Source organism: Promicromonospora alba (assembly GCF_042654905.1).
GTDB lineage: Bacteria > Actinomycetota > Actinomycetes > Actinomycetales > Cellulomonadaceae > Promicromonospora > Promicromonospora alba.
Map to the genome: position 1 here is coordinate 1,221,950 of NZ_JBHSFI010000003.1, position 21,268 is coordinate 1,243,217.

The 21,268-nt window shown below is 66.4% G+C and carries 16 protein-coding genes and 1 tRNA gene; 2 read left to right on the forward strand and 15 right to left on the reverse strand.

Annotation, left to right across the window (positions count from 1 at the left end):
• Positions 1-11 precede the first annotated feature (11 nt).
• Entirely contained in the window at positions 12-1,682 is a 1,671-nt protein-coding gene (locus ACFO6V_RS10780) for an alpha/beta hydrolase (protein ID WP_377135081.1), read from the forward strand.
• 215 nt (positions 1,683-1,897) lie between these two features.
• Here ACFO6V_RS10780 and ACFO6V_RS10785 read toward each other — a convergent pair whose 3' ends face one another.
• From ACFO6V_RS10785 to ACFO6V_RS10850, 14 genes are all read right to left on the reverse strand, one after another.
• A complete protein-coding gene (locus ACFO6V_RS10785) occupies positions 1,898-2,620 on the reverse strand; it encodes an SDR family NAD(P)-dependent oxidoreductase (protein WP_377135083.1) in 723 nt (240 codons plus the stop codon).
• Positions 2,621-2,689: 69 nt separating this feature from the next.
• Positions 2,690-3,823 (reverse strand): 3-deoxy-7-phosphoheptulonate synthase, encoded by a 1,134-nt coding sequence (locus tag ACFO6V_RS10790; protein ID WP_377135085.1) that lies wholly within the window; start codon positions 3,821-3,823, stop codon positions 2,690-2,692.
• 54 nt (positions 3,824-3,877) lie between these two features.
• The gene (locus tag ACFO6V_RS10795) at positions 3,878-4,603 is read right to left on the reverse strand and encodes an MBL fold metallo-hydrolase (protein WP_377135087.1); all 726 of its coding nucleotides are present in this window, start codon (positions 4,601-4,603) and stop codon (positions 3,878-3,880) included.
• On the reverse strand, positions 4,593-5,984 hold the full coding sequence (locus ACFO6V_RS10800) for an ATP-grasp domain-containing protein (protein ID WP_377135089.1): 1,392 nt from the start codon (positions 5,982-5,984) through the stop codon (positions 4,593-4,595). The genes ACFO6V_RS10795 and ACFO6V_RS10800 overlap by 11 nt, the downstream gene beginning before the upstream one ends.
• Complete coding sequence (locus tag ACFO6V_RS10805; RefSeq protein WP_377135091.1) at positions 5,974-7,263, reverse strand: MFS transporter; 1,290 nt, start codon at positions 7,261-7,263, stop codon at positions 5,974-5,976. Before ACFO6V_RS10805 ends, ACFO6V_RS10800 begins: the two co-directional genes overlap by 11 nt.
• Positions 7,263-8,753, reverse strand: coding sequence for an aromatic amino acid ammonia-lyase (locus tag ACFO6V_RS10810; protein ID WP_377135093.1), 1,491 nt, complete (start codon positions 8,751-8,753; stop codon positions 7,263-7,265). Before ACFO6V_RS10810 ends, ACFO6V_RS10805 begins: the two co-directional genes overlap by 1 nt.
• Entirely contained in the window at positions 8,753-9,721 is a 969-nt protein-coding gene (locus tag ACFO6V_RS10815; RefSeq protein WP_377135095.1) for an acyl-CoA synthetase family protein, read from the reverse strand. The genes ACFO6V_RS10810 and ACFO6V_RS10815 overlap by 1 nt, the downstream gene beginning before the upstream one ends.
• 26 nt (positions 9,722-9,747) lie before the next feature.
• A complete protein-coding gene (locus ACFO6V_RS10820) occupies positions 9,748-10,041 on the reverse strand; it encodes an acyl carrier protein (RefSeq protein ID WP_377135098.1) in 294 nt (97 codons plus the stop codon).
• The gene (locus tag ACFO6V_RS10825) at positions 10,038-10,466 is read right to left on the reverse strand and encodes a hypothetical protein (RefSeq protein ID WP_377135100.1); all 429 of its coding nucleotides are present in this window, start codon (positions 10,464-10,466) and stop codon (positions 10,038-10,040) included. Before ACFO6V_RS10825 ends, ACFO6V_RS10820 begins: the two co-directional genes overlap by 4 nt.
• 7 nt (positions 10,467-10,473) lie before the next feature.
• Positions 10,474-12,168: a prenyltransferase/squalene oxidase repeat-containing protein gene (locus ACFO6V_RS10830; protein ID WP_377135102.1), complete on the reverse strand. Its 1,695-nt coding sequence runs from the start codon at positions 12,166-12,168 to the stop codon at positions 10,474-10,476.
• Between the two features lie 7 nt (positions 12,169-12,175).
• Positions 12,176-13,480: a phenylacetate--CoA ligase family protein gene (locus tag ACFO6V_RS10835; protein WP_377135104.1), complete on the reverse strand. Its 1,305-nt coding sequence runs from the start codon at positions 13,478-13,480 to the stop codon at positions 12,176-12,178.
• A gap of 5 nt (positions 13,481-13,485) precedes the next feature.
• Positions 13,486-14,853: a hypothetical protein gene (locus ACFO6V_RS10840; protein WP_377135106.1), complete on the reverse strand. Its 1,368-nt coding sequence runs from the start codon at positions 14,851-14,853 to the stop codon at positions 13,486-13,488.
• Positions 14,846-16,018: an AMP-binding protein gene (locus ACFO6V_RS10845; protein ID WP_377135108.1), complete on the reverse strand. Its 1,173-nt coding sequence runs from the start codon at positions 16,016-16,018 to the stop codon at positions 14,846-14,848. The genes ACFO6V_RS10840 and ACFO6V_RS10845 overlap by 8 nt, the downstream gene beginning before the upstream one ends.
• The gene (locus tag ACFO6V_RS10850) at positions 16,015-16,983 is read right to left on the reverse strand and encodes an ATP-grasp domain-containing protein (RefSeq protein ID WP_377135110.1); all 969 of its coding nucleotides are present in this window, start codon (positions 16,981-16,983) and stop codon (positions 16,015-16,017) included. Before ACFO6V_RS10850 ends, ACFO6V_RS10845 begins: the two co-directional genes overlap by 4 nt.
• A 493-nt stretch (positions 16,984-17,476) precedes the next feature.
• Here ACFO6V_RS10850 and ACFO6V_RS10855 point away from each other — a divergent pair, with 493 nt between their 5' ends.
• Entirely contained in the window at positions 17,477-20,482 is a 3,006-nt protein-coding gene (locus ACFO6V_RS10855) for an AfsR/SARP family transcriptional regulator (RefSeq protein ID WP_377135112.1), read from the forward strand.
• A gap of 696 nt (positions 20,483-21,178) precedes the next feature.
• Here the strand turns inward: ACFO6V_RS10855 and ACFO6V_RS10860 are convergent.
• Positions 21,179-21,251 (reverse strand) — tRNA-Ala (locus ACFO6V_RS10860).
• Positions 21,252-21,268 lie beyond the last annotated feature (17 nt).

A 21,268-nucleotide genomic window follows, 5' to 3' on the forward strand; every position in this document is an offset into this window, starting at 1 on the left:
AGGGGTGCGAGATGGATGCACGACGGACGATCAGGGCCGGGCTGGCCGTCGCGGCGACGGCGGGGCTCGCCGGAGCGCTGCTGGCCGCGCCGGCCGCCGGCGACGAGGAACGGACGAGCGGGCCGGAGTGGGGAGCCTGTCCGGCGGACATGCCGGAAGCCGCGCGGGCGCAGCTGGAGTGCGCGACGGTCCCCGTACCGCTGGACTACGACCAGCCCGACGGGACGACGATCGAGATCATGATCTCCCGGCTGGCGAGCACCAAGCCCGCCGACCGGCAGGGCGTGCTGCTCCTGAATCCCGGCGGCCCCGGTGGCTCGGGACTCTCCCAGCCGGCCGACATGAGCGCGCTGGGGATGCCGTCGACGGTCCTGGACGCCTACGACCTGATCGGCATGGACCCGCGCGGCGTCGGTCGCTCGGCGCCGGTGAGCTGCGGCTTCACGGTCGAGCAGAACTACCCGGGCAACGTCCCGCGATACGCCGAGGACGCGGCGGCGGTCACCGAGCAGGCCAGGTTCGCGCGGAAGATCGCCGACCAGTGCGCGGCCAACGACCCGGACGGTCGGATGCAGCACATGACGACGGCCAACACCGCGCGCGACATGGACCTGATCCGGGAGACGCTCGGCGAGGAGAAGCTCAGCTTCTACGGGGCGTCGTACGGCAGCGCGCTGGGCGGCGCCTACGCCTCGCTGTTCCCCGAGCGGGGCGACCGGATAGTGGTGGACAGCAACCTCGGCGCGACGTCGCTCGACCGGGGCAGCCTGCGCAGGTTCGGGCTCGGCATGGAGGACCGCTTCCCCGACTTCGCGGCCTGGGCGGCCGAGCGGCACGACAGCTACGGGCTCGGCAGGACCCCGGGCGACGTGCGAGAGACCTACTTCGCCCAGACGAGCCGGCTCGACGACCAGCCCGTCGGCGGCATCGACGGTGCGACCTTCCGGTTCTACACGTTCGTCGCGCTCTACGCCGACCAGAGCTTCGGGCCGGTCGCGCAGCTCTGGCAGGCACTGGACGAGGGCGACGCGGCGGCTGCGCGCAGCCAGGCGGAGAAGCTGCGTTCGACGGCGCCCGCAGCGATCGTGCCCGGCGCCACGGTGCCGAGCACTGCGGCCGGCGAGGCCGCGCGGCAGCCGGGTGCGGCGACACCGTCGCCCTACGACAACGCCTGGGCCTCGTTCCTGGCCGTCACGTGCAACGACACCGACTGGGCAGAGGACGTCAGCACCTACCGGCGCGCTGTCGCCGTCGACCGTGAGCGGTACCCGCTGTTCGGTGCGGCGGCGGCGAACATCACGCCCTGCGCCTACTGGCACAACGACCCGGTCGACCCGCCGGTGGAGTTCGCGGACGAGGGGCCGGAGAACGTCCTCGTGCTGCAGAACCTCCGAGACCCGGCGACGCCGCACCGGGGCGGCGAGATCACCCGCGAGAAGTTCGGTGACCGGGCACGGCTGGTCAGCGTCGACAGCGGCGGGCACGGGGTCTACGTCTACGACGACAACCCCTGCGCGCTGAACACCACGACGCGCTTCCTGCTCGACGGGAACCTGCCGGAGTCGGACGTCTTCTGCGCGGCGTCGACGACGTCGGGCCTCGCGTTGGACGACGTCGGCCGGCGGGAGCGCGCGGAGACACTGGTCCAGCTGAACCGTGGGCCGGGATCTGCCTGGCGGTAACCCGGCGGTGCAACAACGAACGAGAGCCCGGCCGACGGCCGGGCTCTCGTATCGGTGGAGCTGGGGTAGGACGGGGTGTTCGAGGCTCCGGTGGCAGATTTCGCCGAGGTCGCAGCGGGTCAGCCCGACCATGCCTGCGCGAAGGTCTGCCTCCTGCTCGTCGATGCCGTCGAGCAGCTCGTCCTGATCATCCCACCGCGCTCCCGCTAGCAGACTCAGGTCATGTAGGCACCGCCGTTGACCGAGAGCACTTGACCCGTGATCCAGGATGCGTCGTCGGAGCACAGGAAGTGCACGGCACCAGCGACGTCGTCGGGGCGGCCGGCACGCCCGAGCACGGTCTCGCCCACCAGCGCGTCGTGTCGGACCGACTGGCCTCGATCACCGAAGAACTCGGTGTCCTGGACATATCCGGGGGCGACGATGTTGACGGTGATGAGGTCCGGGCCGCCTTGGCGAGCGAGACCCATGGACCAGCCATGAAGGCCGGCCTTCGCTGCGGAGTACGCGCCCCCACCGCCACGCTGAGCAGCGATCGAACTGATTGAGACCACCCGGGCGCCGGGGCGGCGCAGAGAAGGCCAGAGCGCCTCGGTTACGGTCATGGCCGAGACGAGGTTCGCGTCGATCGTGCGGCGATACTGTTCAATCGAAGCAGCAAGGTCGTTGCTGCTGGATCGCTTGATCAGCCCTCCGGCGCAGTTCACCAGGACGTCGACCGGATCCCCCGCCAGCTCCGCCACCAGACGGGCAACGTCGTCATGATCAGTGAGATCTCCGGCAAACGGCCTGATCAGCTCCGGAAAGGCAGTTGCCGCCTCTTCCAGGACGTCGCTCCGGCGACCGACGATCAGAACCTCGTCGCCGTCACCGGCAAACCGCTTTGCTGTTGCCAGTCCCATCCCTGTGCCGCCGCCGGTAACCACAACCTTACGCATTGCTCTCCCTTGTTGATCGAAATGTTCTTCTGAGTAGGTCCTTCGTACGCTGTGGACGCTACCGGTGCCTCAGCCGCGGCGTTCGCGGACCGCCTTGGCCACGAGCCGCAGGAGGTCCTCGGTGGTGTCCCAGTCCATGCACTTGTCGGTGACGGACTGGCCGTAGGTCAGTGTGTCGAGAGGGCCTGGCTTCTGCGCGCCCTCGACCAGGAACGACTCCATCATCAGCCCGGTGATGTCACGCTCGCCGTCGGCGAGCCGCTCGGCGATCTCTCGCACGACGGCGGCCTGGCGCACGTGATCCTTACCGGAATTGCCGTGGCTGGCGTCTACGACGACGCCGGTCCCGGCCGCTCCGTGCAGGCCGGACGCCTCGGCTATGGCGAGCGCGGACGCGACGTCGGCCCCGGAGTAGTTTGGGCCGGACCGGCTACCTCGAAGGATCACATGGCAGTCCGGATTGCCGGTGGTCTCGACGGCGGCCACGCGGCCTTCGGGATCGGCTCCGAAGAAGGTGTGCTCGTTCGTCGCGGTGATGCAGGCGTCGACGGCGATCTGTACGTCACCGTCGGTGGCGTTCTTGAACCCGACCGGCATCGAGAGGCCCGAGGCGAGCTGGCGATGCACCTGCGACTCGACGTTGCGGGCGCCGATGGCGCCCCAGGTCACCGCATCGGCGATGTATTGCGGGCTGGTCGGCTCCAGGAACTCGCAGGCGGCAGGGACGCCAGCGTCGAGCACACCGAGCAGAACCTCGCGGGCGAGGCGGATACCGTGTCGGACGTCGTGCGAGCCGTCCAGGTGTGGGTCGTTGATCAGCCCCTTCCAGCCGACCGTGGTGCGCGGCTTCTCGAAGTAGACGCGCATGATCACGACGAGGTCCTCGGTCAACTCTTTGGCGACAGGCGCCAGTCGGCCGGCGTACTCCAGGGCAGCCCCTGGATCGTGCACGCTGCACGGCCCGACGATCATCAGGAGGCGGTCGTCCTCGCCGATGAGGATATCGCGCACCTCTCGGCGGGACGTGGCGACCAGATCGCCTCGGCGGGCGCCGAGCGGAAGCGCAGCCAGGATGCCCAGCGGGGCAGGCAGCGGGTCGAGCGCGCGGATGCGCAGGTCGGAGATGGGCGCTTCGCCCGTGGTGCCGTCGTCACTCGTGGTCGGATCAGTCTGGACTGGGCCAGGCGCCAACAGGGCACTCATCGCTGATTCACTCCTCGGATCGATCGGTTGGGAGACTGCGGCGGACTCGGTCGTTCACTGGTGCACGTCGAGAGGGTCTTCACCGTTACCCACCGTTCCCAGTAGGTCGATGGCTTGCTTGAAGAATGGGTTCGCACGTCGTTCCTGGCCGACGGTGGTGTCCTTCTTGTGCGCGGTCAGCAGGACGGTCTCGTCCGGCCGCGTCAGGATGCGGTCCCGGATCGATCGAAGTGCGGTCAGACGATCTCCACCCGGCATCCCTGTGGTTCCGATCGTGCCCGCGTAGACCACATCGCCGACGAGGCAGAACTGCTCGCCAGTCGTGTCCAGCAGGCTGAACAAGACTGAACCGGGCGTATGTCCCGGGGCGTGGTCCACCCTCATCGGAACGTCGGCGAGCTCAAGCCGTTCGCCGTCGGCCAGCCGCCTGACCGTGTGCGGCATGGTCCAACTCCAGTCCTTTCCCACGGCAGCCTGGAAGTGCGGTGTGAACGAGCCCAGGGCTGAGAACGGATCCGCCAAGAAGGGTAGGTCCGCCTCGTGGATGTAGGCAGGGATCCCATAGGCGTCGCAGATGTGCGGGGCGTCGTGCGTGTGGTCGAGGTGTCCGTGAGTGAGGAGGACCGCCACCGGGTTCAGCCGGTACTCCTGGACGACCCTGTCAACCACGCCTGCGGCTCGGATTCCAGGGTCGACGATGATGCAGTCCGCGTCGCTGGAGCCGCTGATGACGTACGCCTTGGTCCCGAAGGCTTCTGCGAGGGCTGTCCTAATGAGCACCAGCAGCGCCTTCGCCGTCGGTAACGACGATTTGCACGGCGGCGGCCACCTGGCGCTGGAGCTCGTCGAGTTCGGCGACAGATTCGGCGTCGATAAAGAAAGTGACGGCACGATCGTCCGACGACATCAAGGGCTCCAGCCGGTCGCCCCTCTCCTTGAGGACCAGCACGCAGCGCAGGGTCGGCGGATCCCCGACGGCCCCCGACCGAAAGGCGGGCCACCGGTCGGAACCGCGAACCCATTCGACGTCGGTACCCGGCCAGTTGATCACTACGTCTGCCAACACACCTGGCGGATGTTCAAGATAGACCTGGCGCGCGACCCTTCTCGGCTCCGGGTAGGCGGCAGTCTCGCCGAGTGCAATGCGGAGAATTTCCGGTTCGAGAGACGCACCAAAGGCGAGGTTGTAGAGCAGCGTGATGCCGTCACCTGGCGTGCGCGAAGCAATTTCCATGAGATACGGCTCGCCCGAAGGCGTGATCCGCCACTCGGAGTGGGTGACGCCGTTCTCGTACCCGAGATACTTGTGAACCTCGAGGTTCGCCGCTCGCAAGATGCTATCGATGGTGCGGCCTGCGACTTCGCCGCCCTGTTCGGGGACGGTATGGGCAAGTTCGACGAAGCCGCGGCCCGACGACTCGGTCGTCTGCTTCGCAGTGACAGACGACATGATGGGCCGGCCGTCCTGGAACAGCGACTCGACCGAGAACTCTGGGCCATGGATCTGCTGCTCGACGAGGACCGTCTCGTAGGCGGGGTAGCTCGCGAGTGCGGTGGCAAGCTCCTCGGCGTCCCTGCAGCTCACCACGCCCGAGCTGGCATGCCGCCCTGCTGGCTTCGCCACGACAGGGTAGGAGATCGCGGTCAGATCGAGCTGAGCGCGCTCCTCAGGAGGGACAGTAACCGACCACGGGCTGTACTCGTCGAGGTAGAACCTTTGCAGGTATTTGCTCCTGCACACGCGGCTCGCACGCAGCCCGGGCGCAGGAAGTCCGAGCCGATCGCCGATGAGACCCGCTGGCTCGACGAGCGTCTCTTCCATCGCGTACAAGCCGACGATGGTGAAGCGTCGCTGCCACTCGCGCGCAAGTGCCAGCGCTGAGGCGTTGAACGACGACTCACGTTCCATGCTGCCGGAGACATACCGGACCTCGGCGATCCGCTCGAACACCGTGTCACCGCTCTCTAGTGCGGCGGCAACCTGCTCCTCCGTGCCGGACGGTGTCATGATCAGGACGGCCAGCCCACGCTCGGCGAGCTCGGTGACGAACCGTGGGTTCCGGCACACCACGCGGAATGCGCCGGCCAGGACGAATGCTCGGGGCTTCTCCCCTTCGCGGGGGTTGGTGGGGGGCAGGTGCACGGTCAGCTCAGTCGTCATTGTCGGCCTCCAGAGGGTCACGCATCGTGGTCAAGGGTGAGAACGCGAGCCAGATCGCCGATGCCAGGAATCCGACGACGACGACGACAAGCGCCGCTCGCAGTCCAAGAACGGTCCCGAGGACGCCTCCGAGCAGGGCGCCGATCGGCATGCTTCCCCACGTAACCGTGCGCATCCCCGCCACAGCGCGCCCGAGAAGCCGCTGGGGAACCAGCATCTGCTGGAGCGTCGCTACATTCGTGTTGCCGATCGTCATGAAACAACCCGAGATTGCAAAGAGCGACGTGAGCATCGTGATTTCCACCCACTGGGGTCCTCCAGCGAGAGGTAGGAGGACCTGGATGAGGGAGCCCGCGCCGAACCCGATGACGATCGTGCGTCCGAGGCCGACCCGTTCTGCGAGGGGACGCGCGATCATCGATCCGACCAGCGCTCCGATGGCACCAGCACCGAGAACCAGTCCGAGAATCGTGCTGCTCAAATTGAGCGTGTTCAGCACGAAGAGAGGCAGGAGGGTGTTTCGCGCCACGAAGAAGGCGTTGTTCACCCCGGACCGGACTGTCAGGAAGCTGAGGTACTTGTTCCGTGCGATGAATGAGAGGGACTCGCGGATCTCGGCAACCATGTCGCGGCCGCCTTCGCGTGGAGGGGGCTTTGGTTCGGACCGACGTGACGTCAGGAGGGCCCCCACGGACAGCAGGCTCGTGGCAGCTCCGGCGAACAACGTGTGGGCCGCCGACGTGAGCTCGGCCAGCACGCCCGCGAGGGCAGGACCGCCGGACTTCGAGAAGACGATCGTGGCCTGGAGCTTGCCGTTGCCATCGAGGAGCTGGTCCTTCCCGATGATCAAGGGGAGGTAGGCGGAGCCGGCGATGTCGAAGAAGACGGCGCACGTGCCCATGACGAACCCGATCAGGCAGATCGTGACCATGTCAACCAAGCCCATCAGCCCCAGCAGGGCGAGGAGCCCGAGGACGGCGAACCGGATGAGGTCTGCCGTGATGAGAATCGGGCGCTTCCTGCTGCGATCGATCCAGGCGCCCGCCAGCATCGAGAACACGAGATACGGCGCGAAGAGCGCTGCATTGATGACGCCGAGCTCGATCGCTGTGGCATCGAATGCGGCGATGGCGAGCAGCGGCAGTGCGAGCCCTGCGATCTGGACACCGAGCCGCGAAACCGTCTGGCCCAGCAGATACGAGACGAAGGCCCTGTCGCGCCAGAGCGTTCGCGGGGTCTTTGTCCGCACCGCTTGGGTGGGTTGAGTCTCGCTACTCATCAGGCAGCTCCATGGGGTGCGGAGGCCGATGCCGAATTGGCATGGTGTCGGACGCGCGCCGTGACATCGCGGATCTCAGCAGACAGCGGACGATCGACGGTCAGTGGCGGGATCGATACAGACAGCTCGCGCCACATTCCTTCCGGGACTGGTGCATCGAGGTGGTGGGTGAGCTGGGCTACGGCATGGCTGAGCGAGCCGACGATGAGCCAAGCTCGGTCGAGCATCGACGACACCGCATTGGCGCTGTTGAGCGCCAACGGAGTGTGATCTTGGTTCCCAAGGTTGCTCGGCACCGTGGTGCAGGACGCCGGATAGGCGTTCTGCCGGATCGCCCCCAGGAGCGACGTGGCCGCAATCTGCACGCCTGCGAGGCCGCTGTTCTCTCCTGGCCGCCAGGCAAGCATGGGCGGCATCCCACCGTTGAAGCCGGGGTCGAGCAGCTGAGCAAGCTGACGTTCCGCGAGATAGGCCACCTGGTGGACGCACGACACATACTGCTCACTCACCATCGAGACCGGAGCCGCATGGAAGTTGCCGCCATGTACCACGCCGTCACCATGCACGATCGGGTTGTCGGTGCAACCCGTTGCCTCGGTGACGAGGACGGTCTCCTGGAGCCGGAGCTGGTCAAGGACTGCGCCGACGACCTGAGGCGTGCACCTGATGGAATACGGTTCCTGAAGAGGACGTGCTTTTTCCCGCCAGGAACCGTCGTCTTCGATTTCGCTTCGGAGCATCGTGGCGGCGCGCGCATGCCCGGCGTGGCCGCGAGCTCGGGCGACAGTGACGCTGAACGGCTCCGGGCTCATCCCGAGAAGCACTGCGATGCGGGCCGTGATCCGGACGACCGCCATGCACAAGGCGTCGAGCTCGAGGTGGTTGACCATCGTGCGGGCGAGCCCTGCTGCGGTGCCGTTGACGAACGAGAGAGCGGTACGTGCCTCCCACTCGACGGGCGGCACGTCGAGCGTCCGCAGCACATCGCTGGATGGATGAGTGGTCCACGTACCGCCTTCCAGCACCCAGGCGCTACCGCGGCCCGCTGCAGCCTGTGCTGCGTGCGCGAGCGGCACCAGGTCGCCGCTGGCGCTCAGGCTACCGTCCTCGGGCACGACGGGGACGAACCCGGCGTTCCATTGCCGTGCGAGCGCATCCCAGGCCTGCGGTTCTGCACCCGAGAGACCCAGAGCCATGCTGCGTAGCCGAAGCCAGATCATCAGGCGGGTGACCCGGACCGGCAATGGATCTCCCTGGCCTGTCGTCAGGTGGTCCACGAGCCGCATCCCCTGGGAAGAGGTGTCCGGGCTCGCGGGCCACCCTACGAGCGGTCCGAACCCCCTCGTGAGGCCGTAGACCGGCTGCCGGAGAGCTGCTGCGGTCAACGTCGCCCTGCTTGCGACCATCCTGGTCCGCGCCTGGCGATCCAGCTCCAGACCACCTCGGACGTCAGCCTGCGCGACGAGCGACGCCACGGTGTGTCCCGACATCAGACCACCCCGCAGGCTGTCATCGACGTCGACAGCTGGACCTTGCCCACTGAGCTCCGTCGAAAGGAGTCCACGCGCCGGACGTCCCGCGGCATCGGGATCTTCGGCGCTGCGCGGCCTAACCGGACATGCAGGTCGGAGACGGGGATCGTCTCGTCACAGACGTAGTAGAGCTCGTAGTGCTCGGCACGCACATGGTCGGTGGTCAGGACGCAGGTGAATTCGGCATGCGGGAAGGCCTCACCTAGTATCGACTCGACCCTTTCGAGCTGGAAGCGGACGCCGTTCACCTTCGCGAGACGCGAGGAGCGCCCAAGCAGCTGCAGATGCTCGCCGTCGAGCGGCCGGACGATGTCGTCCGTCGCCAGTTCCGCGGGGAGGCGGGCCATGTCCGAGCGACGCGCGAGCCGAGCGCTACGCACGGCGAGCCGCTGCTCAAGACCACGGTCGCCGACCACCGTCACGTCGTCGAACAGGCGCCATGCGTCCGACTGGCTCCGCCCGCCGGTGAGCGGTCGGTAGGCTACGCCCCCGGTCTCAGTGGATCCGAATACCTCGAAGGCCGTGAATGCAGGGCCGTCCAGGGCAGCGATCACCTCGCGGGTGGCCGGTACGGTCGGCCCTGTCCCATGGACTGCGACCACCGACATCCCGCGAAGCTGCGGCAGGACGGACCGGAGCGTCAACCAAGACGAGGGCAGGCAGACGAGAAGAGTTCGGCGGTCCGGGTTCAGTGTGGGCAGCGCGAGGGGATCCTCCCAGCAGCGCTGTACAGGTACCCGCAGATACCGGGGAAGTTCTTCACCGAGGAGCCGGCCGTAGAGGTGGCTGGCTGGTGCGAAACTGACCACCTCGTCAACTGTGCCGACCAAGGTGCGGGCGAGCAGCGCGGCCTCTTCGTCGAGCTGGTGCTGTGTACGGACCCAGGTGACCGGATGACCGGACTGGCCCGAGGTCTCGAACGCCACGTCCGGGGCTGTGCGTGCGACCGTACTCATCGCGGGCTACGCAGCTTCTCGCGGTCCTCGAGCTCGCCCCGGATGAATATCGCGATCCGCTCGATCGTCGAGAACGTATGACGGACATCGTGGTTGACGAAGTCGACGTCGATCTCGAAGTGGGACTCCACGACGCTGACGCTCTCAAGCGCCGCAAGACTGTCGTAGCGTCCCCCCAGGACGTCGACCAGGAGCTCGTCCTGCCCGATACGTCCAACCTCATCGCCTAGCTGCCTTCGCAGCACGTCGCGGACCTCGGCTACGAGAGCAGCCAGCTCATTCTCGTTCATCCTTCGTCTCCTTCGATGTCTCGGTTGGGTTCCACCCGGGTGTCTGCTCGGTGGAGCGGGCTCCGCCCTGCGAGGTAGACCTGCCGGGGGTCGGTCGGTCGGAACTCGACGTAGAACAGGGCTGTGTGCCTCGTGACCTGCAGGAGTGCCGCGATGCGGTCTGCGAGTCCCGACCGGAACTCGTCGTCGCGGTCAGGCGATATGCAGCAGGTCACCCAGGCGGCGGCGCACACGGCATCCGGATGACTCATCGCGGCGACAGGTAGCCCTCCGCTGAACGCCAGGTTCAGGTCGGCGACCGTGAACCGCACAACGACGTGGTCAGGCCTGATGCCATGGTCTGCGAACCACCGTGTCAGCTGCACGGCGATTCGCCGCTGCTCCGGCCCGGCAAGGGCGTTCGTCTCGATCAGGATGGTGGGCATGACTCTCCTACGACAGGGTGAGGGCCGGCAGTGGGTACGACCTCAGCACTCGTGCTGTCAGCAACTGGTGAAGGCAGCGGGCCAGCGGGTCTTCACCGAAGGGGGCAAGCGGGCTCCATGCGACCGTCTCCCCGCTGCTGACCCGGTCGAGGAACGCCCCAACGTGCTCCAGGTCGACCGCGATCGCGAACCGGTCTGCCGTGACGACGGACTCGTAGGTGGACAGCAGGTCCGGGACCCGGTTTCCCTGGTTCGCCCAGCCACCGCTGCGAACCCGGTGCCGGTCGAGCAACTCTTTCGCAGCTCCCGCCGATGGCCTGCCGCAGGTCTGCAGTACTCGTTGTGCTTGCAGGCCCGCCCGCAGGCTCGGGGATGATCCTGGCGTGTTTGCCCAGGCCAGGGCGCCGTCCGCAATGCCGCAACTGTCCACGAAGCGCTGAAGTCCTTCGACGTCCAGCATCGTGCGGCCTTCGTCCGACAGGATCGTCGCGGCCTCTGCCGCGGCTGCTGTGGAGACCAGGTCTGATCCGCGCCCTTCCCAGAAACCGAGGCCACCATCGGGGTTTTGGAGTGACCTGAGCCATGCACCGATCCGGGCGCGCTCCTGATCTGCCCCTGCGAATGCGCCGGCGGCGAGCGCCCAGGACGTGCAGCGCACTTCCGCGCCGCGCCCAGGCATGTACATGATCCCGTCCTCGTTGGGGAGCAGACACGCCTCGAGCCAGCCGGTGAGTTCATTCGAACCACTAGCTCGGTCCGGGTCGAGGAGGGCAGCGGCGACCGTGAGCGCGTTGAAAGCGTTCTCAGGTTCCCGGTACGTGTAACCGCCCGTGGGGCAGGCGATCTCCGACAGCCGTCGGAGCACGGGCAGCGCTACCTCTTCGACGGGCTCGCCGAGGGCTTTCAGGGCACCGACAGCACAGAATGTTGCCCAGACGTCAGATACCTCATAGCCCGCCCAACGGACGAAGGTGCCGTCCGTGGCGCGCATCTGGTGAATCCACGGTGCACACGGTGCGGCAGGTTCCTCGCCGAGCATGGCCAGCGCGCCAACGGCACGATATGTCGCCCAGAGGCAGGGCGTGGGTGTTCCGGTACTGAAGGTAAACCCGCCGTCCTGGTGCTGGCGGAGCTGCAACCACGAGACCAGTGCGGGCACGTCCCACGGCGGCGCGACCGGTGTACGCCGATTCAGCGCGCGCCATACGGCGACACCGTAGAAGCACGCCCGCGCGTCCGCACTGTCGTCCTCATGATTCGGGGACCAGGTCAGACCGCCGTCGGGGGTCTGCAGTCCAGCGAGCCAAGAAAGCAGGCTCTCTGCCGGAACCTCTCCGTCCAGCACCTCGATGATCGCCCGGACAGCGAAGTGGGTTGCCCAAACCTCGGGCTCCTGGCCGGGCGTCATCGCGAACGCGTTTCCCGACCACGTGGTCCACAACCATTCGAGGGTCTTGTCAGGATCCGGGACGGACATCCCCATGTCCTTGAGCGCAGCGGTGCAGTAGAACGTCGCCCAAGCATCCGAGGGCATACCCCGTGACCAGGCATATCCGCCGTCGGAGTTTCGGTGCGAAAGGAGGTAGTCACAGGTCAGATCGGGTGCTTCGAGAGCGTCGGTCCGATCCAGCCAGGCATGGGTACGAACCGCGGCGTACGTGCACCAGAGGTCTGCGCCGCCCGGTTTCACATCGGGAGCCATTCCGGCCTCACCACTCCGTGACGCGAACATTCGACCGCTTCCAGCTCTTCTGGGAGGCGCCGCTCTTCGTGCTGGCGGGAAGAGTGTTGACGAACACGACCTGCTCCCACTTCACGCCGGTGGCTCGCCGTGTTGCCTCGGTGATGATCCCGACCGTGGCGTCCTCGCCATCCCGTGAAGCACCGACGTTGCGCTCGAGGATGAGCCGCGCCCGCGACTGGTCTGGGTCAACCTCGACCAGGTATCCCGTGACGTCGGCGTTCTCGTACACAACTTCTTCGAGACGCCGCGGAAGGACTTGGGATCCAGCCACCTCGACGGTGTCGTTCGCTCGTCCGGCCGGCTCGATGATCATGGCTGGGTTTCCGCACTCGCAGCCTGTTCGCAAGGCGACCTCGTCCCCCGTGTCGTAGCGAACGAGAGGACGGGCATGGAGGTTGAGCGGCGTGACAACCAGCCGGCCCGTCTTCCCGGCGCTCAGCTGAGCGATTCCATCGTCGGAGGCCAGCTCGAAGTAGTTCGACCCGGCCAGGACGTGCAGACTGTCCGCTGGGCACGTGGCCGCCAGCGTGCCTGTCTCGGTGCTGCCGTAGCTCGCATCAAGGACGTCCGCGCCCCAGGACCGGCCCAGACGACGTCTCAGGGCAGGCACACTGACCTCACCGAGCAGCATGACCGTGTGGACAGAGGCTGCAAGGTCGGCGAGCACCCCGCGCTGCGCCAGCAGCCGGGTCATCTGCTGGAAGACCCCGGGTGCGGCGAAGAGGACGGTCGGCTGGTAGGTGGCCCAGACGGAGGCGATCCTGTCCCAGTCGGAGATGCCTGTCGCGAAGGGATACGCCCTTGCGCAGGGCACGTCAAGGATCGCGCAGACATCGGTAACGAGGTCGCCGACGGGGACGATGTCCGAGGGCAGAAGGCTGAGGACGCGGTCGCCGCGGGACAGCACTGTCTCCCACTGGTCCGCTACGGCGGAGGCGTTCCAGACGATGTCCTCGACCGTTCGCGGGGTCGGGGTAGGTCGGCCAGTCGTCCCGGTCGTCTCGTAGTAGCGCGACGCGTCACCCACATCCCCGACGACGTACTCCATAGGCGCGGATTTCAGGTGTTCCTTGGAGGTGGGCGAAAGTCCGGCGAACGCACTCATCGAGTACGGAGGGAGATGCTGGTAGCCGGCTGACTTCCGGGCGCGCTTCCAGACTCCGCCGAGCTTGGCCTCGTAGAACGAGCTGTCGGGCAGCGGACGAGCGGATTGAATCTCTGCCCGAGCAGCCATCAGTAGATCGAGTCTTGCGGGGGAGTTGATGATCATGTTCCTCAGTTCCTCCTGGTGTCGACTTGCTGCTGGAAGATGCATCCGACGTGGGACCCGTCGCCGAGGAAGCGCACGTCCTGAGGTTTGTCAGGGAGGCCCTTGACAAAACCTCCGCTGAGACCGTCCGCAGTGATGAAGAGGCCCCAGTGGAGGAGGTAGTCCGCCTCGACGGTCGGCTCGCCCGGCATGATGTAGCGCTCACTCACGGACACCACTCGTCGCTGAACGATGTGGTCATTCGTGCGGATCGCGGAGTCGACCGCGGTCTCCCACTCCTCGCGGGAGACCAGCCATCCGGCCACGACGCCGCAGCCGGCGTTGCCGATACTCGGCTTCAGCAGAAGATCGGCCTGATGAGCGAGCACGTGAGCGACGAGGGGCTCTGTCCCGCCCTCGGTCTCAGCGGGCTCGTCGACCAGACGGCGCGTCCAGGGCAGGATCCGCGCAACGAGTCGCCGCTCGTCCGCGGTGAACGCGTGAGCGTTGCGAGGGTCGCTCAGCAGCGCCAGGCACGACTTGGCTCCATATACATCTGCGGTGAGTCCCGCGAAGACCTGAACCTGCCCGGCATCCCGCGCCCGAGACAACGGAGCGAGGAGTTCGAGCGCACCATCTGTTGCCAGCACACTCTGCAAGAGAAAGGCACGATGGATCACATCGATCCGGAGGTCGTCGAGGTAGAGCCCGTCGTCCCGTAGAGCGAGCTGGTCGACCGTGCACACGACGACCTGGAACCCTAGGTCACGCATGAGGTCGACAAAGAGTGACGGATTTACGTCGACGGTCGAGGTGATCCATCTTGTTACCGCGATCACCGGTCGGTCGTCGGGTAGGTACCCGCTTGACGCGAGCAAGGTCTGGGCCATGTCGGCAAGCGGATCGACGTGGTGAAGCGACTCCTGCGCAGCGAAGCGGGCAAAGGCTGGCACGGCAAGGAACGCGCGGCACAGCTCACCGAACTCGAACGATCCCAGAGAGCTCGACGTGTTGATCTCGACGGCCTTGAATCCTCCCGGCGATCGCACCAGATCCGCCCTGCCGAGCGATACCGGCGGGCCGCCGAGCATCCGGAGGACGTCCGGCAACATGGGATGGTCCCAGCCGGCCGCCCGGGCGAACGACACCATGTCACCGCCGAAGAGCCGGTCTGGTAGCGACTGAAGAAGGCGGAGGAGGCCGGAGAGATCCGTCTCGAGGGACATGGACTCCGACTCCGTCAGAAGCGCTGGGCGCGTGAGCACCAGGCGTGGGAACCACGACCGGAACCGGGCAAAGGGGGCGGTGGCAGTGTCACTCACTGCCGCGCTGACGTTGTCCAGGAGGTCTGCTGTGGGTTGGTTCTCCCGGCGAAGCATCGCGAGCTCATTCACCTGTGGTCTCCGCTTCCGCTCGTGATCGCTCATAAGCGACCGTCAGGACTTTGTGGGTACGGCTGTTCCGCTCAAGATCCGTCGACCGTTCGACCACAACCGCTTCGGGCGTGTGCCCCGCGACGAACCGGAGCCCGACGTGGCTGTCAAGGAGGCTGCTACGCACGGCTGACGGTTCCGCAGATCCGGTGTACCGGACTCGTATCCGGTCAGGTGTCACCGTCGGGCCTGGTGCTCCGGCGAGCACGACCTGCGCTTCGTCGACGTCGCTGGTCGACAGGGCTTGCGCAACGATGTCGGCGCAGCTCACACGGGTGCCGAAGAGCTTAACGGTGTCATTCGTTCGTGGGCCCACACGGAAGGCGTCAGGGCGGGCACACACACAGGTAGCGCCGATGAGCAGGTCACCCGTCCTGTAGCGGACAGCAGGTGCCGGCCATCGGTCGTCCACCCGCGTCAGGAGTGCGCCGTCCGCGTCCGGCTCGAGGATCTGACCGGGCAGGAGATGGAGCGTCCCGACCTCGCACTCGGGCCAGTTCACTCCGACGACGAAGGTCTCGATAGACCCGTAGTTCGCCCAGAATCTGGCCTCGGGGAAAGCCTGCCGCAGCCGTCGCATGCGCCCTAGAGTCATCGGCTCGCCGGACCAGATAACGGTTCGTACGGAGAGCCGGGTGCCCGCGACGCGCATCGCATCGGCGAAGGCGGCGAGCACATTGGGTGCTCCGGCGAGCGCCGAGACGTTCAGCTGGTCGAGCGCCTGCGCCCAGTCGGCCGCTTCGCCGCGCTCTAGCACCCCGATCGGAACAACGTCGGCACCCGAGCTCAGTCCAAGCGCGTTGTAGAAGTAGTGAGCACCCCATAGGCGCCCCGGTGAGAACAGGTTGAGGAGGACATCGTCGGACCTCAACGGCGACCAGAGTCGGAGGAGCTGAGGAATTCCCATGTCGCCCCTGATGACGGTCAGTTTCGGGAGACCCGTCGTCCCGCCGCTCGCGACGACGAGACGCCCCTGCCGACTGGCGGACCTGGCCGCCGCGTCCTGCAGCTCGACGAAGGTCCATGGCTCAGCGTCTGCGAGCGTGCTCGCCGAGCCGATGCCGCTGAGGATCCGCGCGACGTCGCTGCCTGCGACGTTGCCGATCGCGGAAGGGGTGAACGTCATACGGTCACGTCCTGTGCCTTGCGCGCATCAAGGTGCCTGGCGTGTGCACGCGAGTACGCGGCAAGACGGGCGCTGAGCACTCGATCGGCCTCGTCGCCGTGCTCGAAGAGCCCGGCGATCGCCCCGTCCGGCTCGCACTCGGCAAGCCAGACCTGTCCATCGCCCGTCCTGAGCAGGTCGATGCACAGATACGGCAGCTTGAACCGTTCGTATGCCAAGGAGGCGAGCTCGGCGACCTCCGGCTCGAGTTTTGTCCGGAGGCGCGTGGAAGCACCCCTACTGACATTGCCGACACCCCCCTCAGCCGCAGGGACCCGGTCGTACGCCGAGACGACCATTCCCTCGACGACGACGACCCGCGTGTCTGCGACGACATCTCTGATCCGCGGTTGGACCACGACCGGAGCACCACTGCCGGAGGCGAGCCCCAACGCACCTTCCAAGGACGCTGGATCAGGACATGAGATGCACCCGAGGCCTCGACCCCACGACGCAGGCTTGACGAAGACCGGAAACCACTCGTCCGGGACCAGCGACTGCAGGTCCAACCGGGGCGTATCACGGCCGGTGGTGATGCGGACGGAAGGGATGGTCAAGATTGGCGAGTCGCGCAGGGCTTCGACCGTCGCGTACTTGTCGTTGAGCAGGATGGCGCTCTCAAGCGGGATCGCTGTCCAGAACCCGAGCACCTCAAGGGTGCGGACAGCGCTCATGCCGTTCCACAGATCGACGCTATGGGTCGGGTTGGCGCGTGTGCTGTACACGAAGATGTCCCGCTCTGGCAACAGCGACTCTCCCCGCCATCGGGCCTCACCCTCAGCAAACTGGATGTGCTCAGGCACGACGATGTCGAGGTCGAAGCCAGCTCGTAGCGCCGCGGCGCGGTATACGGGCCAGAACGTGGTGTTCTCCCAATCTCGGTCCTGGGCGCTGCCCCGATCCGGGAGGACGAAGAGGATCCGCATACCCATCAGATCCCGCGTTCGCACGCGGTCGGCGAGATGCGGCGGTCACGTCGGTCGGGACTCGTGTGCCTGGCCCGGTCGCACGACTGCGGTCTGCCGAGAAACATGAGGAGTGTCACGTTGCAACCTCGTTTGTGATCGTCGGACGCCGCCTGTACGTGATCGAGCGACGGACTCACGGTCGCCGAGACCGTTCCCGATCCCGTCCCATCCCGATACCGGGCAAGTTCCCAGCGCGGGCGAACCGGGGATCTCAAAGCCCGGTCCTACGAGGTCATCACCGCACGCATACCCGCAGGACCTTGGCTCTGTGGACGCCGGGGAGCGATTGCACGAGCCTGCAATACCCGGTTTCGGCCCACACCCTTCGTGTAACGTGCAGGTCTCCTGGGCAGGTCAGAGGGATATCAGTGACCGGCGCGACCTGCCCCGCGCTCGATGGCGTCCTGAAACCGTCCGACTCGCAATCTCGGCATGAGGGAGAAAAGGGGCCATGTCGCAGACTGATAGCTCGCCGCGCCCACAGGTGGCGTTCAGCGTACTCGGGCCTTTAGTCGCCCGGGTCGGGGATGTACAGCTCTCGATCGGTGGGCCCGTCCAACGTCGAGTCCTCGCGATGTTGCTGCTCGAGCCCGGCCACGTCGTCTCTCTCGACCGGCTCGTCGACGCGGTGTGGGACGAGGATCCACCCAGCACGGCGGCACATCAGATCCGGAAGGCCGCCGCATCGCTGCGAAAGCGGGTTCCGTGCGGGCACGCCGTGATCGTCACGGAAGGCCCGGGCTATCGGGTGGACGTCACGAGGTGTCGGCTGGACCTTCTGGAGTTCGATGAGCGGATGAGCGCCGCCCGGGCAGCCCTCAAGGACGGCGCGCAGGAAGCTGCCGTCAACGCGTTGTGGTCGGCGCTCTCCCTCTGGAGGGGAGCTGCCGTATCCGGAGTTGACGCACCTGTCATCAGGGCTGCGGCGACGGCCCTCGACGAACGTCGGCTGAGTGCAGCGGAGCAGGTCTTTGAGCTGAGCCTGAGCCTCGGCGAGTGCGGTCCGATCATCCCGGAGCTCCGTGCACTCATCGCCGAGCACCCACTTCGCGAGACCCTTCGGGCGCAACTCATGCTGGCGCTCTATCGGACAGGCCGACAGGCAGAGGCACTCGACGAGTACGCCAGGATCAGAGAGCTGCTCCGTGACACTCTGGGGATCGATCCAGGTATCCGGATCGCAGACCTGCACGCGAGCATCCTGAATGCGGACCCGGACCTCGGCGAACCCTCACCGCCTGTGCCCGTCGCCGCCAAGTCGTCAGCTGACGTCCGCGATCGGCCGTTCCTGCGAGCCAGGACGCTGCCGTCGAGCCTTCGCGACTTCACCGGTCGTTCGAAGGAGCTGGCCAGGCTGCTGGCGCTCATGAATAGCGGCACAGTGCCTGCTGGCCGTTCTCCGCGCATCATCGCGATCGACGGTATGGGCGGGGTCGGGAAGACGTCCCTGGCGATCGAGGCGGCGCACCGGGTAGGCGAACACTTTCCTGATGGTCAGCTAGCGGTAGATCTCAGAGGATTCACGCCTGGTGTGGCGCCGCTCGCGCCAATGGCTGCGCTGAACGTTCTGCTGCGCGCCGTCGGGCTTCCTGACGATCGGATCCCGGACAACATCGAAGCTCGGTCCGGCCTGTGGCAGTCACTCCTGGCCGACCGGCGCCTGCTCATCCTTCTCGACAACGCCGCTGGCACCCAGCAGCTGCAACACCTGCTCCCAGCCTCGTCAGGTTGCCTGGTGCTGGTCACGAGTCGGGCGAAGCTCCTGGATCTGGACGGCGCTGCATGGATCTCAGTCGATCACATGTCACCTGAGGAGAGTGTGGCCCTCATCGGGGAAATCCTTCCAGCAGAGCGGGTTCAGGACGAACTACCTGAGGTACGGGAGCTCGCGGACCTCTGCGGTCATTTGCCGCTCGCGCTGCGGATCGCTGCCGCTCGGGTAGCGAGTCGGCCCGGCTGGACCATCCGCTACATGGTGGACCGGTTACGTGACGAGGGCCGGCGACTCACCGAGCTCCGCTCGAACGAGCGGAGCGTTGCGGCGACCCTCCACCTGTCGTATGTGGCTATGCCCGAAGCGCACCGTCGTGCACTGCGGATCCTTGGGATTCACCCGGGAACGACGATGGATCTCCATTCGACCGCCGCGCTGCTGGGTATGCGCGCACAGAACACGGAAGATGTCCTGGAGTCGCTCGTCGACGCGAATCTGCTCCAGCAGCCTGGAAGCGGCATCTACGCCTTCCATGACCTGGTTCGGAACTTCGCGCACAGCGTGGGTGGTGCGGGGGACGACGGAGCGGCGGCCATCGACCGACTGCTCGACTACTACGCCAACTCTACGGACGCTGCGTGCGACGTGCTCTTCCCTGGGAGGGCGCGGCGTTTTCCCACCCCGACAAACTTCACAGCAGAACTCCCCCCGATCGAGACGCCTGCTCAGGCAGGTGCGTGGTTCGAGCGCGAGCACCGGGGACTGCTCGCGCTCGTGGCACTCGCCGTCGAGCGCGAGCGGGACTGGCATGCGGTGATCCTGGCACGCAACCTCAACTTCCACCTGAATACCCATGGACGGCTGGATGATCTCTGGGACGTCGGACAGCATGCGTTGACCGCGGCACGGCGTCTTGGCGAGCTGGAGGTGCTCTGTGTCACGCTGTCGAACTTCAGCTCGGCATGCTGGAAGCTCGGGAGGATCGAGGAGAGCCTTCAGGCTGCCAGCGAAGCTCGCGACGTCGCGATCAGCATTCATGACCGCAGCATCGAGGCGCACAGCGGCCTGATCATGGGACTGCTCATGACGGAATTCGGGCAGTACACCGAAGCCCTGACGGTCCTGCAGCACTCGATCGTCTTGTCGCAGGAAATCCCAAGCCCACGAACGGAAGCCGAGTGCCTGACGACGTTCAGTACGCTCTATGAGCGCCAGGGCCTGTACCAGAAAGCAGCGACTGCGGCACGGGAAGCAATCGTCGCAAGTAGAGCGATCGGCTATCGGGACAACGAGCTGATGGCGACGGCCGATCTTGCCCTTGCTCAGATTGGCCTTGAGTCGTACGGCGAGGCGCGGCAGACCCTGGCGCTGGCGCACGACCTGTGTGACGAGACGTCGAGCTTGGGTGACGTGGGCCTGGTGGCAGCGCTCTCGGCAACCGTCGAACAACGGCTCGGGAGGGAAGCGGACTCCCGTGACCTGGCAGCCCGTGCATTGCGGATGGCTCGGTCGAGCAACTCGCGAGCACGACTCGTGAGGGTGTCGAATCTGCTCGGGAGCCTGTACGTGGGTTGGCAGGACTACGACACGGCGCGCACGTTGTATGGCGACGCGCGAAAGCTGGCAGCAGCAATGAAATTCCGTGCTGACGAAGCAGCGGCCCACCAAGGGCTGGCAACAGTAGCCGAAGCGCTGGGCGCGAAGTCCGTCGCTGCGGAGCAGCGGATAGCTGCGGAGGGCTGACCGCAAAGCCTGCCTCCGTGACAGGCCGAGAGCCTGCGGGTTCAGCTGGCTCTCGGCCCGTCACCGAGGCGAGACCGGTGTCTGGAGAGGATTTTCTGGTGTGATCACTGCCGGTCCGCTGTTGTTCGCCTGTAGGTCGGACGCCGTCGTGTGCGACGTCACGACAGCGCCGATCACCAAAATTAGTCCGGCCACCGTACCGAGCACTCGTGCCACATAGTTGTCCATACTTCTATGTCCCCCCAGATGATCCGCGAACGATGAGCGCCTCTTGCGGCGTTCCCTCGTGTAGCCACACTGGACGGCGACGTTCCCGGTTCCTTCCCGATCGATTCCTGTCCCGGTTCAGCTTCGGCGGCATCCTGGTGGGCAAGGTGGTTCGCCTGACAACGAGCGGCGATCTCCGACCTCGACGGCGCGTGGAACGCTCTACCGGCGCCACCGGAGCGACACGCCCGCCGCCGTCGTTTCTCGTCTTCCGACCACGCTCGCGCAAGCAAGGTCATGTCGGGGTTGCCCGGCCGCAGAATACGTTCGAGGAACTCGCGGGCCAGACGCTCAGGAGCCGGGCGGCAGCTCTGCAGCCCTCCACGGCCTGATCAGCGCCAACAGCCCTTCGGGCCAGGCCGTGGTCCATGCCGTCATAAAGCAATGAGTCGGAACATCTATGAACGATGTCCCGACTCATCACACCGGTGGAGCTGGGGGGACTCGAACCCCCGACCCCCTGCATGCCATGCAGGTGCGCTACCAGCTGCGCCACAGCCCCGAATTGGTCTCCCCCAG

Excerpts from the sequence above, each read along its gene's own strand:
- ACFO6V_RS10780 (WP_377135081.1), top strand. The coding sequence starts at position 12 with ATGGATGCACGACGGACGATCAGGGCCGGGCTGGCCGTCGCGGCGACG.
- ACFO6V_RS10785 (WP_377135083.1), bottom strand. The coding sequence starts at position 2,620 with ATGCGTAAGGTTGTGGTTACCGGCGGCGGCACAGGGATGGGACTGGCA.
- ACFO6V_RS10790 (WP_377135085.1), bottom strand. The coding sequence starts at position 3,823 with ATGAGTGCCCTGTTGGCGCCTGGCCCAGTCCAGACTGATCCGACCACG.
- ACFO6V_RS10800 (WP_377135089.1), bottom strand. The coding sequence starts at position 5,984 with ATGACGACTGAGCTGACCGTGCACCTGCCCCCCACCAACCCCCGCGAA.
- ACFO6V_RS10805 (WP_377135091.1), bottom strand. The coding sequence starts at position 7,263 with ATGAGTAGCGAGACTCAACCCACCCAAGCGGTGCGGACAAAGACCCCG.
- ACFO6V_RS10810 (WP_377135093.1), bottom strand. The coding sequence starts at position 8,753 with ATGTCGGGACACACCGTGGCGTCGCTCGTCGCGCAGGCTGACGTCCGA.
- ACFO6V_RS10820 (WP_377135098.1), bottom strand. The coding sequence starts at position 10,041 with ATGAACGAGAATGAGCTGGCTGCTCTCGTAGCCGAGGTCCGCGACGTG.
- ACFO6V_RS10825 (WP_377135100.1), bottom strand. The coding sequence starts at position 10,466 with ATGCCCACCATCCTGATCGAGACGAACGCCCTTGCCGGGCCGGAGCAG.
- ACFO6V_RS10830 (WP_377135102.1), bottom strand. The coding sequence starts at position 12,168 with ATGGCTCCCGATGTGAAACCGGGCGGCGCAGACCTCTGGTGCACGTAC.
- ACFO6V_RS10835 (WP_377135104.1), bottom strand. The coding sequence starts at position 13,480 with ATGATCATCAACTCCCCCGCAAGACTCGATCTACTGATGGCTGCTCGG.
- ACFO6V_RS10845 (WP_377135108.1), bottom strand. The coding sequence starts at position 16,018 with ATGACGTTCACCCCTTCCGCGATCGGCAACGTCGCAGGCAGCGACGTC.
- ACFO6V_RS10850 (WP_377135110.1), bottom strand. The coding sequence starts at position 16,983 with ATGCGGATCCTCTTCGTCCTCCCGGATCGGGGCAGCGCCCAGGACCGA.
- ACFO6V_RS10855 (WP_377135112.1), top strand. The coding sequence starts at position 17,477 with ATGTCGCAGACTGATAGCTCGCCGCGCCCACAGGTGGCGTTCAGCGTA.